The organism is Massilia sp., assembly GCF_031995545.1.
In the GTDB taxonomy this organism is placed as follows: Bacteria; Pseudomonadota; Gammaproteobacteria; order Burkholderiales; family Burkholderiaceae_D; genus Telluria.
The window spans coordinates 19727-40635 of the sequence record NZ_DAMAGA010000044.1; the positions used below are offsets into that span (position 1 = coordinate 19727).

Annotated in this window: 14 protein-coding genes; 2 read left to right on the forward strand and 12 right to left on the reverse strand. The window is 66.3% G+C overall.

The genetic code is table 11. The features are described 5' to 3' along the window. The first annotated feature begins 120 nt into the window (after positions 1-120). The gene (locus RTQ83_RS21325) at positions 121-759 is read left to right on the forward strand and encodes an NAD(P)H-dependent oxidoreductase (RefSeq protein WP_312519126.1); all 639 of its coding nucleotides are present in this window, start codon (positions 121-123) and stop codon (positions 757-759) included. A gap of 293 nt (positions 760-1052) precedes the next feature. After that, positions 1053-3023, forward strand: coding sequence for an LTA synthase family protein (locus tag RTQ83_RS21330; RefSeq protein ID WP_312519129.1), 1971 nt, complete (start codon positions 1053-1055; stop codon positions 3021-3023). On the opposite strand, the gene RTQ83_RS21335 is transcribed toward RTQ83_RS21330, so the two are convergent. The 12 genes from RTQ83_RS21335 to RTQ83_RS21390 form a co-directional block, all read right to left on the reverse strand. Next, complete coding sequence (locus RTQ83_RS21335) at positions 3008-3793, reverse strand: phosphatase PAP2 family protein (RefSeq protein ID WP_312519132.1); 786 nt, start codon at positions 3791-3793, stop codon at positions 3008-3010. The two genes, RTQ83_RS21330 and RTQ83_RS21335, sit on opposite strands and share 16 nt — an antisense overlap. After that, positions 3786-5435 carry a phosphoethanolamine--lipid A transferase gene (locus tag RTQ83_RS21340; RefSeq protein WP_312519135.1) on the reverse strand — a complete coding sequence of 550 codons (1650 nt, stop codon included), beginning with the start codon at positions 5433-5435 and terminating at the stop codon, positions 3786-3788. The genes RTQ83_RS21335 and RTQ83_RS21340 overlap by 8 nt, the downstream gene beginning before the upstream one ends. Before the next feature lie 99 nt (positions 5436-5534). After that, the gene (locus RTQ83_RS21345) at positions 5535-6812 is read right to left on the reverse strand and encodes a HAMP domain-containing sensor histidine kinase (protein WP_312519138.1); all 1278 of its coding nucleotides are present in this window, start codon (positions 6810-6812) and stop codon (positions 5535-5537) included. Beyond that, complete coding sequence (locus RTQ83_RS21350; protein WP_312519141.1) at positions 6799-7521, reverse strand: response regulator transcription factor; 723 nt, start codon at positions 7519-7521, stop codon at positions 6799-6801. Before RTQ83_RS21350 ends, RTQ83_RS21345 begins: the two co-directional genes overlap by 14 nt. A gap of 50 nt (positions 7522-7571) precedes the next feature. Further along, positions 7572-10703, reverse strand: coding sequence for an efflux RND transporter permease subunit (locus RTQ83_RS21355; RefSeq protein WP_312519143.1), 3132 nt, complete (start codon positions 10701-10703; stop codon positions 7572-7574). Between the two features lie 10 nt (positions 10704-10713). After that, positions 10714-11889 (reverse strand): efflux RND transporter periplasmic adaptor subunit, encoded by a 1176-nt coding sequence (locus RTQ83_RS21360; RefSeq protein ID WP_312519145.1) that lies wholly within the window; start codon positions 11887-11889, stop codon positions 10714-10716. Positions 11890-12368: 479 nt separating this feature from the next. Further along, positions 12369-13106 (reverse strand): 2OG-Fe dioxygenase family protein, encoded by a 738-nt coding sequence (locus tag RTQ83_RS21365; protein WP_312519148.1) that lies wholly within the window; start codon positions 13104-13106, stop codon positions 12369-12371. A gap of 129 nt (positions 13107-13235) precedes the next feature. Then, the gene (locus tag RTQ83_RS21370; RefSeq protein WP_312519150.1) at positions 13236-13715 is read right to left on the reverse strand and encodes a DUF6702 family protein; all 480 of its coding nucleotides are present in this window, start codon (positions 13713-13715) and stop codon (positions 13236-13238) included. Between the two features lie 11 nt (positions 13716-13726). Next, on the reverse strand, positions 13727-16096 hold the full coding sequence (locus RTQ83_RS21375) for a M1 family metallopeptidase (RefSeq protein ID WP_312519152.1): 2370 nt from the start codon (positions 16094-16096) through the stop codon (positions 13727-13729). Positions 16097-16201: 105 nt separating this feature from the next. Continuing rightward, entirely contained in the window at positions 16202-18655 is a 2454-nt protein-coding gene (locus RTQ83_RS21380) for a M1 family metallopeptidase (protein WP_312519154.1), read from the reverse strand. A 160-nt stretch (positions 18656-18815) separates the two neighbouring features. After that, entirely contained in the window at positions 18816-19994 is a 1179-nt protein-coding gene (locus tag RTQ83_RS21385; protein ID WP_312519156.1) for a GAF domain-containing sensor histidine kinase, read from the reverse strand. Positions 19995-20126: 132 nt separating this feature from the next. Continuing rightward, positions 20127-20909, reverse strand: a 783-nt coding sequence (locus tag RTQ83_RS21390; RefSeq protein ID WP_312519159.1) for a hypothetical protein, incomplete at its 5' end; no start/stop codon positions are given.

Consider the following 20909-nt stretch of genomic DNA (forward strand, 5'->3'; position numbering starts at 1 on the left):
CCTCCAGCAGAGCTGCGCCGATCCGCTTATCATTCACCGATGCGATTACACGATGTTGCCTGATGCGGCCATCGACACCGCCACCGATCGGCCGAACAGGCCACCCCTGAAAGGATAAGAATGTCAGTACTGAATCAAAAGCTGGAATGGCGCTACGCCACCAAGAAGTTCGACCCGGCGCGCAGCGTGCCTGCCGAAAAAATCGAGCGCATCATCGAGGCGATCCGCCTGGCACCGACCTCGAGCGGCCTGCAGCCGTTCGAGCTGCTGGTGGTCACCAATGACGAGATCCGCGCCAGGATTCGCGACGTGTCGTGGAACCAGGGCCAGGTGACCGACTGCTCGCACCTGCTGGTGTTCGCGGCCTGGGACGACATCACGCCCGAGCGCGTGAACATGATGTTCGACCTGACCAACGAAGTGCGCGGCTTCAGGAACGAAGGCTGGGAAGCCTACCGCCAGCAGCTGCTGGGCATCGTCGGTGCGCGCGGCACCGAAGCGAATTATCAGGCGGCGGCGCGCCAGGCCTATATCGGCCTCGGCATCGCCCTGGTCGCGGCGGCGTTCGAAGAAGTCGACGCCACGCCGATGGAAGGGTTCGATCCGGAAGCGGTGGACGCCATCCTCGACCTCAAGTCGAAGAACCTGCGCAGCGTGATCCTGCTGCCGCTCGGCTACCGCGCGGACGAGGGCGACTGGCTGGTCAATTTGAAGAAAGTGCGGCGCGAGCGCAGCAAGTTCGTTACCGAGATCAAGTAAGCGGTAACATCAAGGGCCGGCGCCGTAGTGCGCCGGTTTTTTTTCGCGCCGTCATCGGCGGCGCCGGCACCACCTTCCCCCCCCCGATTTAACGCTTTCTTAACGTCTCCCTAACGCGGCAGTGACGACAGGCGTCCTAGCATGCCTGCTGCATGAGCCGCGCCTGGATCGTCGATCCATGCGCTCCCTTTCCAACGCCGGGCCAACGTGCCGTGGCTGCGCAAGATCACGAATCCATGAATACCGAGAAGCTTCCTCTTTCGCAAGGCGTGGCCGTCAGCACGCGGCAGTCCGTGGCAGGCACCCCCCGGCCATGGCGCCTGGCCGTACTGGCCGGCCCCTTCGCCAGCCTGCTGGCGCTGCTGCTGGCCGGTCTCCTCGTCCTGTCGCTGTCGCGTCTGGCGCTGGTTGCCTGGCAATGGCAGCGGGTGCAGGCCACCGGCATCCTGTTCGAGATCCTGGTCCAGGGCGTGCGCGCCGACCTGATCCTGCTGGGCTACCTGCTGGCGCCGCCACTGCTGCTGGCGCCGTTTCTGGCACAGCGCCGCAGTTTCGCGCTGTGGCGCGCCGGGTCCGCCATCTGGGCCGGTGCGGCGCTGGTCTTCATCGTGTTCATGGAACTGTCGACACCACAGTTCATGATGCAGTACGACGTGCGTCCGAACCGCCTGTTCATCGAATACCTGAACTATCCGCAAGAAGTTTTCTCGACCTTATGGAACGGCTTTCGCACCGCGTTGCTGCTTGGCTGCGCGCTGACCGCCATCCTTGGCGTGGGCATGGTGCGGCTGATGCGGCGTACAGCCGCCGCCATGCAGCCATGGCCGGCGCGCCGGCTGTTGCTGGTCTGGCCCTTCCTATGCGTGCTGGCGATCATGCAGATCCGCTCGACCACCGGCCACCGCCCCGCCAATCCGGCGCTGTTCGCGCTCAGTGGCGACCCGCTGGTCAATTCGATCATCATCAATTCGCCGTGGTCGGTGCTCGAAGCGCTGCGCGCAATGGACAACGAAGCCAGGTCGTCCGAGATCTATGGCGAATTTCCGCGCGCGCGCGTCTTCCACGACGTCAAGGCCGCGCCGTGGCTACGCGATATCGCCTTTTCCGATCCCGAGCTGCCGACGCTGCATGTCCAGCAAGCCGCGATCGTGCGCGACAAGCCACTGAACCTGGTGATCGTGCTGCAGGAAAGCCTGGGTGCGACCTTCGTCAAGTCGCTCGGCGGCCTGGCGGTGACGCCGGAGCTGGAGCGGCTCAAGGACCAGGGTTGGTGGTTCGAGCAGCTGTATGCCACCGGCACCCGCTCGGTACGCGGCATCGAGGCGGTGGTGGCCGGCTATGCGCCGACGCCGGCGCGCAGCACGGTCAAACTGTCGCTGGCGCAGCGCAATTTCTACACGCTGGCCGACGGACTGGGACGCCAGGGTTACCACACCGAATTCGTGTATGGCGGCGAGGCCCACTTCGACAATATGCGCAGTTTTTTCACGGGCAACGGCTTCCAGAAGATCGTCGATATCGGCGACATGAAACCGTCCTTCGTCGGCAGCTGGGGCGCGTCGGATGAAGATTTGTTCGACAAGTCGCTCGAACGTCTGGGCCAGCTGCAGGCCCAGCGGGTGGAGAGCGGCAAGCCATTCTTCAGCCTGATCTTCACCTCGTCGAACCACGCGCCGTTCGAATTCCCGGACGGGAAGATCACGCTGCACGACAAAGAAAAGCAGACCGTCAACAACGCGGTCAAGTATGCCGACCATGCGCTGGGCAATTTCATTCGCGCTGCCAGGAAACAAGCCTACTGGAAGGACACCGTGTTCCTGATCGTGGCCGACCATGACAACCGGGTGTACGGCAACAGCCTGGTGCCGATCAAGAAATTCCATATTCCCGCCCTGATCCTGGGCGCCGACGTCGCGCCGCGCCGCATCCAACAAATTGCCAGCCAGATCGACCTGGCACCGACGCTGCTGTCGCTGCTGGGCGTATCCAGTACCCATCCAATGATCGGGCGCGACTTCGTGAAGGATGGCACGTCGCCGGGGCGCGCCCTGATCCAGTACAACGACGTGTTCGCCTATCTGGACGAAGCGGGCGCGACCGTGCTGAGGCCGGGCCACGCGCCGCTGGCGGGCAGCTACGACGCCGTGCGCGGCGAATTTGCCGCGCGCGCCGCCCCTGCCGCGCAGGCCCGGATCGACCAGGCGATGGCGCATGTGATGCTGCCGTCGCTGCTGTACCGCGAGCAGCGCTACCGGGTGCCATGAGCGGTCATCGGTGCCAGGCGTCCGGCGGCATCGTGGCGCCGCGCCGCCTGCCATTGCAGTGCGAAAATCACCCCCAGCAAGATCGTACAGGCGACCCACATCGACCACAGCGTGTGGGTCAGGAAGTGGGCGCCGCGCATCTGCTGCAGCCAGCCGCTGGCGCCGCCGAACGCCAGCGCCATCAGCGCGACCACGGGCGCCCCACGCCGGCGTGGCAAACGCGCCGGCAGCCAGTACACCGCCAGCGCTACCAGCCATAGCGAAGCCGATGCATGGCCGGCAGGCAGGCAGTGGCCGGCCTCGATACCGGCCGGCAGCGCGTCGAACAGGCGCAGGTAAGGCTGATTGCCGCCGTAGCGCGCCAGATCCCACGGACAGTGCGACATGCTGGCGCGCTTGAGCAGGCTGACCGTCAGCGGCACCAGCAGCGCGCACGCGGCCACCACGCGCAGCCGCAGGCGCGCCAGCGCGTCGCGCCGGGCGCGCGGCCTGGCCAGGTCGATCACGGCGGCGCCGATGAAAGCGAGCGCCGCCAGCGTCGACAGCGCTTTGAGGATGACATGGTTGAAGGTATCGGCCAGCCAGGCGTCGCGCCATGGAAAGGTGCGGGCGCTGGCGTCGTACAGCCAGTCGGCCAGGCGCAGGTCGATGTCGCTGTACTGGCCGATCCAGGCAATCGTCGCTGCCACCAGCGCCAGCAGGGCCGCGAGGAAAGCGCCGCTGCCGCCATCGAGCAGCCGCGGACGCTCCAGGTGATCGGATTCAGTCATGCGTCGGTGTGCGGATGCAGGCATGGAACAGATCCAGGCGTGGATTGAGTACTGCCGTGCGGATGTCCAGCATCCCCAGTACCGAATGGAACACGTTGTCGTGCGACAGGGCCTGGCCACGGCGTGCGTTGAGGCAGGTGCGATCGATGCCGAAGCGCGCACTGAAGCCGTCCGACATCCACAGCATCATCGGCACCCGCGTCTGTTCGCCCGGCGCCAGCATGTAGGGCGCACCGTGCAGGTAGACGTTGTTCTCGCCCAGCGACTCGCCATGGTCGGAAAAATACAGCAGCGCCGTGTCGACATCCTGCTCGCGTGCGAGCTCGCGCAGGCGCTCGATGGCGCTGCCGAGCACGTAGTCGGTGTACAGGATGGTGTTGTCGTAGGCGGCCTGGATCGACGCGCGCGAGCACTTCTCGAACCGGCCGCCGTCGCACACCGGCCCGAAGCGGCCGAAGCCTTGCGGATAACGGCTGGCGTAGGCCGGGCCATGGCTTCCTTTCTGGTGCAGCACCAGCACCGTGTCCCTGGCGCCCGCGCGCATCAGCCCGGGCAAGCCGTCGAGCAGGCGCTCGTCGTAGCACTCGTCACCGCGGCAGCGGCTATCGTGTGGCGTCGGCCGCGACACGTCCTGGTAGGCAACCCGGTCGCACACGCCCTTGCAGCCCGAATTGTTGTCGCGCCAGATCACGTTCAGGCCCGCATGCGCCAGCACGTCGAGCAAGCCCTCCTGGCTGGACGCCCTGGACTGGCTGTAGCCATCGCGCCCCAGGTTCGAAAACACGCAAGGCACCGATACCGCGGTGGCGGTGCCGCACGAGCTGACATTGGAAAAATTGACCAGGCCGTCGACCCGGGCCAGACGCGGATTGGTCTGGCGCGGGTAGCCATTGAGCGAGAAGCTGGCGGCGCGCGCCGTTTCGCCGACCACGATCACGGTCAGGGTCTTGCGCGTCTGGCCGGCCCAGGCCACGCCCTTGACCGCGTCGCGGCCGAGCGGCGCCACCACCACCGGTCGGGCCCAGCGGCCATGCAGGTAGCCGTGCACCGCCTGGATCACGTTGGTCGGCACCAGCAGGAAGCGCAGCTCGCGGTGCTCGTGCAGCGCCGGTGCCAGGTTCTTGAACAGGCACATCAGCAGCAGCGCGGCCAGTGCCAGCGAGCCGCCGGCGATGCCGGCTTGCCGCAACAGGCCGCGCACACCGTGCGCGAAGCGGATCCGGGCGCGCGCTACCCACAGCGACGGCAGCACGCCGAGCACGGCGACACGCACAGCCAGCCGCCAGTCGAGCAGTTCGAATGCCTCGCGGGTGTCGGTCTCGAACACGTTCTGGATCATCGCCTTGTCGATCACGATGCCATACGTGGCGATGAAGTGGCTGGCCACCGCGGCGCCCAGCAGCAGGGCGATCAGGACCGGCTTGGCCACATAGCGGAAGCTGGCCGCGGTCAGGCAGGCATTGAAGAACAGGACCACGATCAGGAAGGTGCCGGCCAGCAGCGGCAGGCTGGCATGTGACAGGCCGCCGGCGGCGCCGATGAAGGCCGACCAGAAGCGGGCGTTGGCGGCTGCGGCCAGCAGCAGCGCCACCAGCGCTACCACGACGGACGCGTCGATGCGTCGTGCGAAAAATTTGTTCACGCGTGAACCCCATTGGACATGGCGGCGAGGAGCCGCCGCCTGTTCCTCAGGATAGGCAGGGACGTGTCAGGCGCCGGTCAAGGCGGCGTTAGGATCGCGTTAGGTTCCCCTGAGCCGGGACGGCTGGGCGTCCTGGGCGGGAAAGGCGATCGTGAAGCGGCTGCCGCCGCCGCTGCGCTGCTCGTAGTGGAGCGTGGCACCCAGGTATTCGCAGATGCGGCGCACCAGCGACAAGCCCAGGCCGGTACCGGCCGAGCCGCTGGAAGGCGCACCGCGTTCACCTGGCTCGCCCGGCTCGCCGGCGTCGAGCGTGGCGCGCACCGCCGCCGGCAGGCCGGGACCGGTGTCGTCGACCACCACCTTGCCCGGCTCCAGCCATACCGTGACGGCGCCGCGCTCGGTGTACTGGCAGGCGTTGCGTACCAGGTTGCCGATCGCCGAGATGCACAGCTCGGCCGGCGCGCGGACCTCGATCGCGGCGCCGCCGGCGCAGCGCAGCACGACCGGCTTGTCCGCCACCATCGGCTGCAGGCGTTCGGTTTCACGGCGCGCGATGTCGCCCACCGAGACCGGCGCCAGGCGTGCCAGTTCGGGTGCGCGCGCCAGCAGCAGCAAGACGTTGACGCATTCGGTCGCCTCCCGGGCGGCGCGGTAGATGCGCTCGGCCGGGGCACGGCTGGCCGCCATTGCGCCGTCGTGCAGCATGACTTCGGCCGCGCCCATGATCACCGTGAGCGGGGTGCGCAGCTCGTGGCTGACGTCGCCGGTGAAGAAGCGTTCGCGATCGAGGAAAGCGCGCAGTTCGGAAGTATGGGCGTCGAGCGCGCGCGCCAGGATGCCCAGTTCGTCCTTGCGTTCGGTGAGCGGCAGGCTGGCGCTGCCCTGGGCCACGGCGTCGGCCAGTTGCTGTATCGGCACCACGATGCGGCGCCCGACGAACCCGCCCAGGCTGGCGGCCAGCAGCAGGAAGCCGAGGAACAGGGCGGCGAACATCGAGTACACCACCAGTTCGACCTTCTCATAATCGCTCTCGTAGTCGACCACCACATATGGCCCCAGTTCGGCGCTGCCCGACAGCACCTGCAGCCCGATGCCGTCGACGTCGACGCTGGAGACGCCGGCCGGCAGGTGGCGCAGTGCCGGGGGGATGGCGTCGCCCTGGTGGAAGCGCAGGCCGGCAGGCAGGTCGACTTCGAGGCCGGCGGCATGGCGCGGCACCGCCCACTGCGCCACATCGGCCAGGCGGTTGTCGACCAGGTGCACCTCGATACCTTCGATCGCCAGCGCGGCCAGCCCTGCGCACAGGAGCGAAAGCACGACGCCGAACAGGACGAAGACGGCGATGATACGCCGGCTGAGCGAATCAGCCGCGCGCATCGGGCCCGCTACCGGTGGCAGACGTGGATGCCTCGGGCAGCATCAGGCGGTAGCCGACGCCCGGTACGGTGTGCACCATCGGCTGCGCGAAGGGCTTGTCGAGCGCCTGGCGCAGCGCGTGGATATGGGTGCGCAAGGCGTCGCTTTCGGGCCGGTCGTCGCCCCATACCGCCTGTTCCAGCGTCTCGCGGGTGACGATGCGCGGGGCCGCGGCCAGCAGGCAGCGCAGCAGGGTGTAGCCGGTCCTGGTCAGCGTGATGCGGGCGCCGTCGCGCGACGCTTCCTGCAGCTCCGGGTCGAACGCCAGCGGGCCGAAACGCAGTGCGCTGGACAGCGTGTGGCTGCCGGCGGCGCGCCGCTGCAGGGCGCGCAGGCGCATGTCGAGTTCGATCATCGAGAACGGCTTGACCAGGTAGTCGTCGGCGCCGCTGTCGAAGCCGGCCACCTTGTCGGGCAGGCTGTCGCGTGCGGTCAGCATCAGCACCGGCGTCGCCAGGCGGAATTCCGAACGCAGCTTCTGGCACAGTTCCAGCCCGTTCAGGCCGGGCAGCATGATGTCGAGCACGATGACGTCATAGCTGTTTTCCGACAGCAGGGCCAGGCCCGCGTAGCCATTGCGGGCCGAGTCGAGCGTGTACCCTTTCGGTTCCAGGAAACCGTACAGGTTGGCCAGGATGTCCGGATTGTCTTCGACGATGAGAATGCGCATGGCGGATATTGTAAGAGCATTTGCGCGCCCGGCGTGCCGGGCGGGCAGCGTCAGCCCGGGGTGTGCTGTTCCACCTTGGCCGGCGCGGCGGGCATCTGCTTGCGCCGCAGCCGCCGTCCCTGGCGCTTCATCCAGCCCTCGAAGTCGTCGACGTAGGTGTACACCGCCGGCACCACCAGCAGGCTCAACAGCGTCGAGGTGATCAGGCCGCCGATCACCGCCACCGCCATCGGCGAGCGGAAGCTCGGGTCGCCCGACAGACCCATCGCCAGCGGCAGCATGCCGGCGCCCATCGCGATCGTGGTCATCACGATCGGGCGGCTGCGCTTGTGGCAGGCGTCGACCAGGGCGTCGAAGCGTTCCATGCCGGCTTCGCGCGCCAGGATCGCGTAGTCCACCAGCAGGATCGAGTTCTTGGTCACGATCCCCATCAGCATGATCAGGCCGATCATGGTCGGCATCGACAGCGCGTTATTCGTCAGCAGCAGCGCCACGAAGGCGCCGCCGATCGACAGCGGCAGCGCCGCCAGGATCGTCACCGGCTGCATGAAGTCCGAGAACAGCAGCACCAGCACGCCGTAGATGCAGAGCACGCCGATCGCCATCGCCACGCCGAAGCTGTTGAACAGCGCCTGCATCTCCTGGGCGTCGCCCAGTTCCGCGATCTGCACCGAGGACGGCAGCGACCCGAACACCGGCAGCGCGCGCGCCTCGGCGTTGACTTCGCCCAGCGAGCGGCCCTGCAGCTCGACGTCGAGCGTGACGTTGCGGCTGCGGTTCAGGCGGTCGATCTGGGCCGGGCCGCTGTCGACCGTGATGGTGGCCACGTTCGACAGCAGCACCGGGCCGTTCGCGCCCGGCACCGTCAGGCGCCCGATGGCGTCCAGGTCGGCGCGCACGCTATCGGGCAGCTTGACCCGGATCGGCACCTGGCGCTCGTCCAGGTTCATCTTGGCCAGCGACTGGTCGTAGTCGCCGGCGGTGGCCACGCGCACCGTCTCGCCGATCGAGGCGGCGGTGACGCCCAGGTCGGCCGCGCGCGCAAAATCGGGACGCACGATGATCTCGGGCCGCACCAGCGAGGCGCTGGAGCTGACGTTGCCGACGCCGGCCAGGGTGCGCAGCTGGCGCTCGGCCTCGCGCGCGCTGGCGGTCAGCGCCGCCGCGTCTTCGCTGCGCAGCACCAGCTGCAGCTTGGTGCCGGTGTCGGGCGCGCCGACCGTGAAGCGCGCACCCGGAATCGGCGCCAGCGCTTCGCGGATGCGGCGCTCGATGTCGTCCAGGCCGACCTTGCGCTCGTCGCGGTGCACGGTGGTGAGGGTCAGCACCGCGCGCCGCGCTTCGGCCGCGCCGCCGGGAGCAAACGCGTCGCCGCTGGAGCCGCCGCCGATCGAGCTGAACACGCCCTTCACGCCGGTGACCTTCATCGCTTCCAGGCGCACCCGCTCGGCGACAGCGCGGGTATCGGCCAGCGTGGAACCCGGCGCCAGTTCGACGTTGATCTGGGTCTGCGAGCGGTCGTTGGGCGGCACGAAGCCGGTCGGCAGCAGCGGCACCAGCGCCAGCGAGCCGGCGAAGAACAGGGCCGCGCCCAGCATCGTCAGGCCGCGGTGGCGCAGGCACCACTGCATGACGCGCAGGTACCAGCGCATCAGGGCGCCGTCCTGCGGCGCGTGACCATCGGCGCCGTGCGGCTTTTTCGGCGCCTTCATCAGGTAGGCGCACATCATCGGTGTGAGCAGGCGCGCCACCAGCAGCGACGCCAGGATCGCCAGCACCGCGGTCCAGCCGAACTGCTTGAAGAACTTGCCGGGGATGCCGCCCATGAAGGCGGTCGGCAGGAACACGGCGACCAGGGCGAAGGTGGTGGCGATCACCGCCATCCCGATCTCGTCGGCCGCTTCCAGGGCCGCCTGCATCGGGGTCTTGCCCATGTGGAGGTGGCGCGAGATGTTCTCGATCTCGACGATCGCATCGTCGACCAGCACGCCGACCACCAGGGCCAGCGACAGCAGCGTGACCATGTTGAGCGTGTAGCCGAACAGGTACTGGCCGAGGAAGGCCGGAATCACCGACAGCGGCAGCGCGGCGGCCGCGATCAGGGTCGCGCGCCAGTCGCGCAGGAACCACCACACCACCAGCACCGCCAGCAGCGCGCCTTCGTACAGCATGTGCATCGAGGCGTCGAAGTTCTCTTCGACCGAGAACGAGTTGTCGATCACTTCGCGCAGCACCAGCTTCGGATTCTCTTTCTGCAGCACCGCCACCGCTTCGCGCGCGCCGGTGGCGACGTCGATCTCGCCGGCGCCGCGGGTGCGGAACACTTCGAAGGCGACCACGCGGCGGCCATCCTGCTCGGCCACGGCGCGCGGTTCGGTGACGGTGTCGAGCACACGCGCCACCTGGTCCAGGCGCACGTGGCGTCCGTCCGGCAGCGGGATGTCCATCGTGCTCAGTTCCTGCGCGGTGCGCACGGTGGCCAGGGTGCGCACCGATTGCTCGGCGCCGCTGATGTCGCCGCGTCCGCCCGGCGCTTCGCGCTGCACGTTGCGCAGCTGGCGCGACACGTCCAGCGCCGATACGCGCAGGGCGGCCATGCGGGCGTCGTCCAGTTCCACGCGCACTTCGCGCGCCACGCCGCCGACGCGCTTGACCGCGCCCAGGCCCGGCACGCTGAGCAGGCGCTTGGCGACGTCGTTGTCGACGAACCAGCTCAGGTCCTGGTCGTTCAGGCCCGAATCCTTGGCGGCCGCCACCGTGAAGGTGGACACCACGCGGCCGGCGGTGGTGGTCTTGGTGACGCTCGGGTCACGCATCTCGGGCGGCATGTCGGCGCGCACGCGCGAGACCGCGTCGCGCACGTCGTTGACGGCGTCGGACGAATCGCGTTCGAGGATGAATTCGACGGTGACGGTGGCCACGCCATCGAGCACGCGCGTATAGATGTTCTTGATCCCCTGCAGGGTGGCGATCGAGTCTTCGAGCTTGCGCGCCACTTCGGTCTCGAGCTGGGCCGGCGCGGCGCCGTCGAGGGTGGCGGTGACGGTGACGATCGGCAGTTCGATGTCGGGGAAATCCTGCACCTTGCTGGCCTTGAATGCCAGCAGCCCGGCCACGGTGAGCAGGGCGAACAGCATGATCGCCGGGATCGGATTGCGGATCGACAGGGCGGAGAAATTCATCGCGCTATCCTTACTTGGCCGCAGTGACGCGTGGGGCTGCGGCCGCCGGTGCAGCGACCGGGTTTGCCACCGGGTTTGCCACATTCCGTACCAGGTCGCCGTCGTTGAGGAAGCCGGCGCCGCTGACCACCACCGGCACGTCGGCACTCAGGCCGCCGGTGATCTCGACCCGCTCGCCCAGGCGGCGGCCGGTGGTCACCTTGACCTGGCTGACGCGACTGTCCTGGTTCAGCCGGAACACGTAGCTGAAGCCGTCGCGCACGGCGATCGCCTGCTGCGGCAGGGTCAGCGCGTTGGAGGCGCCCAGCTCGAAGCGGCCGCTGGCGAACATGCCGGCCTTCAGCGGCGCGTCGGCGGAGAGCGACGGCGGCAGGTCGACGTACACCAGCGCGATGCGGGTTTGCGGATCGACCGACGGCGCCACGGTGCGCACCTTGCCGGCGATCTCGCCCCCGCTGGCGGCGCGCACCACGGCGCGGCTGCCGGTCTTGATGCGGCCCAGGTCGGGCGCGGTGATTTCGGCGCGCCATTCGAGGCGGCCCTGGCGGATCATGCGGAACATCTCGGCGCCGACGCCGACCACGGCGCCGACAGTGGCGCTACGCGCCGAGATCACGCCGCTGTCGGGCGCCAGCACCTGCGTGTATTTCAGGCGCAGCTGCTGCTGGGTCAGGGTCGCCTTGGCCGACAGCACGCGCGCGTTGGCAGTGCGTTCGGCGGTGAAGTACTGGGTGACCTGCTGGGCGCTGAGGGCGCCCGAGCTTTCTAGCTTGCGTGCGCGGTCGGCGTTGGCGACCGCCTCGGAGGCATTGGCCTGCGCTTCCTGCACCGCGGCGCGCGCCTGGTCGACTTCGGCGCGCACGGTCTCGTCCGAGAATACCGCCAGCACCTGGCCTTTCTTGACCACGTCGCCAACATTGACGCGCACTTCGGTCAGGCGCAGCCCGCCGGACTCGCTGCCGATCACCGCTTCCTGCCAGGCCGCGATGCTGCCGTTGGCGTCCAGGCTGATCGGCAGACGGGTAGCGCTGGCGCGCGCGGTGGTGACGGTCAGGGCGGGGCGCTGGGGCGCGGCTTTTTCGTCCTTGGCGGTGGCGCCGTTGGAGGTCGCCAGCGCGAACAGCGCGCACAACGCGGCGGCGCCGGCGGTCAGGGCAAGGGCACGGGGATGTCGGAACGTTCTCATGGTCTCAAACACTTTTAGGTAAGCAACTAAGTGTAGCAAATGCCGCTTCCCGGACGGCGGCGCACGAGATGTAATTACAAACAATTACAGCTCGCTGTGGAGCGGCGGTGCAGGTGGTGGATACGGTTCGACCGCGATCGGGGGGATTGATGCGGGGGCTTGTTGTGTGTAACTCACACACCAGAACGGCAAGGAGTGTTTTGAGATTGCTCAAACTCACGAAACTGGCCGGGATCGTGGCTGAAACCGAGGGATACCGGGCTATCGTGCATGGCGCAGTGCGTCAAAATGTGTCGAAAGCTGACACTGTTAGAGCGCTTCCTCTATTGAAACAACTACAGTAGATCTACCGTATTGCACTGCACAATAAGTTGGGCTATATTGGAACTGTCTCCTCCAGTTTTCTCCGAAAATTGGATTCCCGCCCGCTAACCCCCAGGTTTCGCGGGCGTTTTTTTTGCCTGGAAGCGTTACCTCATTCAGGCGTTCTCGCCCTGGAACCCATTCGCGCGCCAGGTTAGCACCAGCGTATCGCGGTGCCCATGCTCGCCCAGCGGCTGGATCGGCGTCGATTCGTGGATCACGGCAGCGTCGTCCAGCAGCAGCAGGGTCCAGGGTTCGAGCATGGTGAAGCGCTGGCCGTTGGGGCCGTCGGCGTCGAAGACGCGGGTTTCGCCACCCTTGATGTTCGCGCGCCCAATCAGCATCACGGCAACGAAATCGACGCCGTCGCGGTGCGCGCCTTCCGGTGTCGGGCGGCCGATGCCGTCGGCGGTGTCGATGCGGAACTGGTGCGCTTCGACGTACCACGGGCGCTGGCCGCGCACTTCAGAACATACGTTGCCGAGCGCGCGCAGCAGGCGCTCCCAGCAGGGGTTGGCGACGGTCTCGCCTTCGACCGGGGCGAACAGGCGGTGCATGCCGCCGTGCAGGGCGTTGTATTCGACCGGCTGCCAGTGGGCGCGGTGCGGCGTCTGGCTCAGTGCGGCGCCGTCGTCGATGAAGCAGGAGTGGCGCCGGCGCCGGTAGCGGCCGCCGTCTTTCAGGTAATTGTCCAGCTCGAGACGGTTCCAGCTCGGCACCAGGGTGTCGAGTTCGGCGATGCTGCAGCCGGCAAGAAAGGCCACGTCTGCGGGACGCAGCAGGGCGTAGCCGCTGCCACGCAGCGCGTCCGTCAGCTGCGACGGTGCGGTGTAGGGAGGTTGCGAAGTAGTCATCCGGCTAGCGTAGCATTTTTCAACGCAGCCGGTCAGAGGCTGGCCGGTTCTTGACCAGCCTCAAATGAAGCGAGCACAGCTTGATTCAAGCGCGACATCGGACGCGCCAGGCGGCGCGTCCGGCACCGATCAGCGCGCCGGCTGTTCCAGCCGCTGGCGCATGAAGGTCAGCGAGTGCACCGCGCCGCCTTCGTTGATGTTGACGGTGTTGACCTGCTCCGGTAGCAGGTCCATCAGCACGCCCTGGCGGATGACGGCGGTGCGCGCCAGGGGCGATTGTTCCAGTTCCTGGTACACCGTCACGCTCTGGGCGTCGACCGTCATGCCGACCCATTTGACAGGCAGGCGCTTGCCATCCTTGCCGGCCAGCCAGAACTGGCTCTCGATGTACTTGCGCAGCACCTGCTGGTCTTCCGGCTCGCCCAGGTCGAACTGGCGTCCGTGGCGCGCCAGCAGCAGCGCGTCGATGTCGTGCGCCGTGTAGGTGTGGACGATCTCGGTGCTCTTGGTGCGCGCGTTGTACGAGATGTCGGTCATGCCGAAGTGGAAGCGATGTGCGCCCGCTGCCGCGCTCACGCACAGCAACAGAATCGCAAACAGGCTTTTCAAGTTACGGGGTGTCATTCGGCGGCCTTCGGTGCAGCAGCGCTCTTCAGCGGCGTACGCGCATCACGCATCAGGTTACTTGGATCGGTGTCGGTCTTGAACAGTTCCAGGCGCGACGGCGTGGGTTTGCGCGGCCAGCTGTTGTTGCTGACGTCGATGTCGGCGGTTTCCCAGTACGGGTCCTGGGTCAGGCCCACGATCGGCTCGTCGGTGATGAACAGCTTGGTGATCCTGGTCGGCGAATAGCGCCATACCTCGGCCGGGATGCGCTCGACCGTCTTCTTGCCGCTCTTGAGTTCGAGTTCGACGATCAGCGGCATCACCAGCCCGCCCTTGTTACTGAAGTCGACCAGCGTCAGGTGCTTGCCTTCCTTGAGCAGGTCCTTTTGCCAATCCTCCAGGCCGGCCATGGTCTCGGCGTACTTGTTGCGGTCCTTGTTGGTGATCGTGGACTCGTCGTTCTCGTTGTAGAAGTCCTTCAGCTCTGGATGTGCATCGACGCGGCGCGCCATCCCCTTGTTGCGCTGGTCGGTCACCGACACCGGCTGGCCGGCTTTTTGTGCACGGGCCCAGGCTTTTTCGGTCTCGGGATCCTGGCTCGACACGGTGTACTCGGTCATGCCGTCGACGCTGATGTCGACCGCGTCGGTGGTGTAGAACCAGCCGCGCCAGAACCAGTCGAGGTCCGTACCGGAAGCGTCTTCCATGGTGCGGAAGAAGTCGGCCGGCGTCGGGCGCTTGAACTTCCAGCGCTCGCCGTATTCTTTAAAAGCGAAGTCGAACAGCTCGCGCCCGAGGATGGTCTCGCGCAGGATGTTGAGCGCGGTCGCCGGTTTGGCATACGCGTTGTTGCCGCGCTGGAGGGTCGATTCGGCGTTGGTCATGATCGGCGCCTGGTTCGTGCTGCGCATGTAGTCGACGATGTCGCGCGCCTCGCCGCGCCGCGCCGGGTAGTTTGCCTCCCACGCGTCTTCGGCCAGGAATTGCAGGAAGCTGTTCAGGCCTTCGTCCATCCAGGTCCACTGGCGCTCGTCCGAGTTGACAATCATCGGGAAGTAGTTGTGGCCGACCTCGTGGATGATCACGCTGATCAGGCCATACTTGGTGGCGCGCGAATAGGTCAGCTCACCGGTCTTGGCGTCCTTGGTCGGACGGCGGCCGTTGAACGAGATCATCGGGTATTCCATGCCGCCCACCGGGCCGTTGACCGAGATCGCCACCGGATACGGATAGTCGAACGAGTACTTGTTGTACTGCTCGATGGTGTGGACCACGGCCGGCGTCGAATACTTTTCCCACAGCGGGTTGGCTTCGGCCGGGTAGTAGGACATCGCCATCACATCCTGCTTGCCGCTCTTGATGCCTTGCGCATCCCAGATGAATTTGCGGCTCGATGCGAACGCGAAGTCGCGCACGTTCTTCGCGTTGAAGCGCCAGGTTTTGGTATTGTTGGCGCGGCCTTTTTCGGTGGCCATCGCTTCGGCCTGGGTTACGATCATCACCGGCTTGTTCGAGCTGCGAGCCTGCTTCAGACGATCGCGTTGGGCGGCCGTCAACACGTCCCCAGCGTTCTGCAGTTCGCCGGTCGCCGCCACCACGTGGTCGCCCGGCACCGTGATCTGCACGTCGTAGTCGCCGAATTCGAGCGTGAATTCGCCGTCGCCCAGGTATTGCGCGTTCTGCCAGCCGGCCATGTCGTAGTAGGCCGCCATGCGCGGGAACCACTGGGCGATCTCGTAGATGTCGTTGCCGTCCTTGAAGCGCTCGAAGCCCATGCGGCGGCCCAGCACGTTCATCTCGGGGATGTTGAAGCTCCACGTGACATTGAACGAGGTGCGCTGGCCGGGCTTGAGCGGCTGCGGCAGGTCGATCCGCATCATGGTCTTGTTGATGGTGTGCGGCAGGGCGCGGCCGTCGCTGCCGGTCACGCTGGCGATGTTGATGCCGCCGGCGAAGGTACGCGACGCGAGCTGAAAGCGCAGCGCCTCGAACTTGACGCCGTCGTTGCCGCGCGCCTGCCAGGCGCTGCGCGAAGGCAGGGTCGAGATGTTGCGGTTGTCCGAGTCGCCCCGGAACATGTTCTGGTCCAGCTGCACCCACAGGTAAGACAGCGTGTCCGGCGAATTGTTGTGATACGTGACCGTGCCCGAACCGCTCACCGCGCGCTTGGCTTCGTCGAGCGTGACGCGCAGCTTGTAGTCGGCGCGCTGCTGCCAGTAGGCGTGGCCCGGCGCGCCGGAGGCGGTGCGGGTCTCGCCCGGCGTCGGCAGCAGCTCGTCGAGCCGGCGGAATTTGTCGTCGAAGGCCGGGCCGGCGGCCGAGGCGGTGACCGAGAAACCAAGGAACAGGGCGGCGAGGCCGGCGTGCAGGGGCTTGAGCATCATGTGGCAGGTCTGAAAATGAAAGCACCGGCCGGCGCATCGGATGCGCCGCCGGTGTGGGGCGGGCGCATCGCTGCGCCCGCGCGGGTCAAGATGGAAGGTGAGCGATCAACGCGCAGGCGTGGCGGCTGGTGCCGGGGCCGGGGTCTGCGCTGGCGCCGCTGCCGGAGCAGCCGCTGGCGCCAGACCCGATTCCTGCTCCGGTGCCTTCAGCTTGGTGTTGAAGTCGCGCATCAGGTTGTTCTGGTCGGTGTCGGTCTTGAACAGTTCCAGGCGCGACGGCGTGGCTTTACGCGGCCAGCTGTTGTTACTGACGTCGGTGTCGGCGGTTTCCCAGTACGGGTCCTGGGTCAGGCCGACCATCGGTTCATCGGTGATGAACAGCTTGGTGATCTTGGTCGGCGAGTAGCGCCACACTTCGGCCGGGATGCGCTCGATGTACTTCTTGCCGCTCTTGAGTTCGATCTCGACCATCAGTGGGGTCACCAGGCCGCCGATGTTGCTGAAGTCGACCAGGTACAGGTGCTTGCCTTCCTTCAGCAGGTCCTTCTGCCAGTCTTCCAGGCCGGCCAGCTTTTCCTGGTAGGCGTTGCGGTCCTTGTTGGTGACGGTGAACTCATCGTTCTCGTTGTAGAAGTCCTTCAGCTCCGGATGCGCATCGACGCGGCGCGCCATGCCCTTGTTGCGCTGGTCGATGATCGACACCGGCTCGGCCTGGCGGCGTGCGCGCTGCCACGCTTTCTCGACTTCTGGATCCTGGCTCGACACCGTGTATTCGGTGATGCCGTCCACGCTGACGTCGACGTTGTCGGTGGTGTAGAACCAGCCGCGCCAGAACCAGTCGAGGTCCGTGCCGGAAGCGTCTTCCATGGTGCGGAAGAAGTCGGCCGGGGTCGGACGCTTGAACTTCCAGCGATTTGCGTACTCTTTAAAGGCGAAGTCGAACAGCTCGCGGCCCAGCACCGTCTCGCGCAGCACGTTCAGCGCGGCGGCCGGCTTGGCATAGGCGTTGTTGCCGAACTGGAGGACCGATTCCGAGTTGGTCATGATCGGCACCTGGTTACGGCTCTTCATGTAGTCGGTGATGCGGCGCGGTTCGCCGCGGCTGTCCGGCCAGTTCTCTTCCCAGGCCTGCTGCGCCAGGTATTGCAGGAACGAGTTCAGGCCTTCGTCCATCCAGGTCCACTGGCGCTCGTCCGAGTTGACGATCATCGGGAAGTAGTTGTGGCCCACTTCGTGGATGATCACGCCGATCAGGCCATACTTGGTGCGCTGCGAATAGGTGATCTCGCCGGTCTTCTTGTCCTTGACGGGACGCGGACCGTTAAACGTGATCATCGGGTATTCCATGCCGCCCACCGGGCCGTTGACCGAGATCGAGGTCGGGTACGGGTAGTCGAACGAGTACTTGTTGTACTGCTCGATGGTGTGGATGATCGCCTGGGTCGAGTACTTCTCCCACAGCGGGTTGCCTTCCTTCGGGTAGTACGACATCGCCATCACGTTCTGGTTGCCGCTCTTGACGCCCTGCGCATCCCAGATGAACTTGCGGCTCGAGGCGAACGCGAAATCGCGCACGTTTTTCGCCTTGAAGTGCCAGGTCTTGGTGGCAGTGCTGCGGCTTTTCTCGGCCGCTTCGGCCTCGGCCTGGGTCACGATGATGACCGGCTTCTTGGCGGTGCGCGCCTGTTCCAGACGCTGGCGCTGGGCGGCGGTGAGGACTTCGCCCGGGTTCTGCAGTTCGCCGGTGGAGGCCACGATGTGGTCGCTTGGCGTGGTGATGCGCACGTCGTAGTCGCCGAATTCGAGCGTGAATTCGCCCGAGCCCAGGAACTGCTTGTGCTGCCAGCCGTAGACGTCATAGTAGGCCGCCATGCGCGGGAACCACTGGGCGATCTCGAACAGGTCGTTCTTGTCGTCGAACTTCTCGTAACCGGAGCGGCCGCCCAGCACCTTCTGTTCGTTGATGTTGTAGCGCCAGTCGACGCTGAAGGTCACGCGCGCGCCGGGTTTCAGCGGCTGCGGCAGGTCGACCCGCATCATGGTCTTGTTGATGGTGTATGGCAGGGCGCGGCCGCCGCTGTCCTTCACCGCCAGGATGTCGAAGCCGCCGGGGAAGGTGCGCTGTTCCAGCAGCGAGCGCAGGGCGTCGAACTTGGGACCGGTCTGCGCGGTCTTGCCGGACCAGGCCTCGCGCGACGGCAGGATCGCGGTCGAGCGGGCGTCGGAATCCTGGCGGTAGATGTTCTGGTCCAGCTGCAGCCAGAGGTATTTCAGCGTATCCGGGGAATTGTTGTAGTAGGTGATGGTGCCGGCGCCGCTCAGCGCGCGGCGCGATTCGTCCAGTGTGGCGCGGATCGTGTAGTCGGCGCGCTGCTGCCAGTAGGCGTGGCCCGGGGCGCCGGAGGCGGTGCGGATCGTGTTCGGGGTCGGCAGCAGCTCGTCGAGCTGGCGGAACTTGTCATCGAACGGTGCGGCGGCCAGTGCCGGGGTGGCGGCAATCGTGGAAAACGCCGAGGCAACGAGGCATAGCGCTGCCACGCGGGTAGGCAAACGGGACATGGTTCCCCTGGATTTGTTGTTGAAATAAGAAAAGAATTCTAGCGTTGATATTCATCAACTGCTTGGCCGATTTGTAAAAAACCTGAAATATGTGGTTTTCGGCCAGCTTGTCTAGACAGCCGGGCATGCATACGTCATGCAGATGGCATGGACAAGTGCGTCACGCGGCCGGCATGACGAACGTGAACGTGGTGGTGCCGTCGCGCGACGAAACGCAGATGGTGCCGCCGTGCGCGCGCACGATCTGGTCGACGATGTACAGGCCCAGTCCCAGCCCGTCATTGCCGGTGCGCGAGATGGCGCGCCAATAGGGCTTGAACAGGTGTGACATCACGGCCGGGCTCAGGTCCGGGCCGCCGTTGCTCACTTCGAGCACGAAGCATTCGTCGGTATCGATGCGCGCCGTGACCACCGCCGGATGCAGCTTGTCGCCATGTACCAGCGCGTTCTTGAGCAGATTCGACAGCAGTTGCGCCAGGCGCTGGGCGTCGCAGCGCAGTTTCAGGCGCGGCGCGATGTCGGCAATGATGGTGCGGTCGGGATTGGCGGCGCGCAGTTCTTCGACCACCTGCTCCAGGATCTGATCGACGTCGGTGTGCTTGCGCAGGTCGAGCGCCAGGCCGTCGCCCATGCGTCCGCGCGTGAAGTCGACCACGTTGTCGACCAGGCCCTCGATGCGCAGGGCGCTGGCACGGATGCGGTCCAGCGCATGCACGGTATTCGCTTCTTCATGGCGCCGGCGCAGCAGCTCGACCCGGTTCAGGATCGCGTTGAGCGGGGTGCGCAGGTCGTGCCCGAGCACGGCGATGAACTGCTCGCGCAGTTCGGCGGTCTCGCGTTCGCTCAGCAGGTCCGAGCGCGCTTCGCGCAGCGAGCGCTCGGAATCGAGCTGGTTCGAGATCAGTTCGGCGAACAGGGTCAGCGTGGCCAGGGTTGGCCCGTGCGACAGCGGCAGGGGTTCGGGATCGGTGCCGCACAGGGTGCCGAAATACAGGCCGTCGCGGCGGAAGATCGGGATCGAGAAATAGCTCTTGTAGCCATTGAGCAGCGGGATGTAATTGCGGAAACGCGGCGGGCAGTCGCGTACATCGTCGATGACCACCGGCTGGCGCGTGGCGTGCACTTCCTGGCATACCGTGGAGCCGATCTCCAGCTGGTCGCCCGGCTTGACGCCGAAGTCGATCAGGTCGTGTACTGCGCAGGCGGTCCAGCTGGTGGCGGTGACATGGGCGACACAGGCAAAGCGCACGCCGGTGAGTGCCGCCACGGTTTCGAGCACGCGCGGCACGACACTGATGGCCTGGATTTCGCTGACGTGTTGTAAAACATTGTCCACCATGCCCTGATCGTGATTAATTGCAATTTTTGTATCCTAGCACGCATTAGTGCGTGCCCGGAGTACGGTGCAGGGCTGGTTCGGGTCAATAGCGGGGCGGGAAATATCGGTTCATACCGGTTCACGCACGGCCGGTCAGGCCAGCCAGCGTCCCTCGACGTAGACTTGCTCGTCGCCCAGGAACACGGCGTCGGTCACCGCGAACACGTCGATGTGAAAGCGCGCATCCTTGCGCTTGAATCCCGGCTTGGTGTACACGCCGTGCTTGGCGCCGAGCGACAGGTGGATGCCGCACATGCGCTCGTAGGTGCCGATGTCGTCCACCCGCAGCTCGCGCGTGAAGGCGCGGTTCAGGCCGAAGCCCAGCTCGCGCACCCAGACTTCGCCTTCTTCCGCCGTGATGTTGTCCAGCACCTGCTGGAATTCGGGCGTGGCGTTCTCGGTGGCCACCACGCGCCCGCGTTCGACCACCAGCGTCACCGGCACTTCGGGGTGATTCGAGCGGTAACTGATGTCGCCAAATACGTGCACCTGCACCCGGCCGTGCACCGCTTCCAGGTCGAGCGCTTCGGTGAACACTTCGCCGATCGGGAACTGGCCGCCGACGTTATTCATCTCGCTGTAGTCGCCGATATTCAGCTTGGCCGGCTCGAAGGGCGAGGCGAAGGTGAGCGTCTCGCCGCCGCCGACCACGCGGCCATGCGGGGCGCGGTCGATGCGCTCCTTGAGCGCGCGCCCGGTGCCGCGGAAGTAGGCCGGGTCGTAGGCCAGCGCGTCGATGTAGTGCTCGCCCTGGATGCCCGGCATGCGCGACAGGTGCACGTGCTCGATCACCTTCAGGCCCAGCTTTAACAGCTCGACCCTGATGCGAAAGCCATCCAGCCGGAAGTTGGTCGACTGCAGCAGCACCACCAGCTC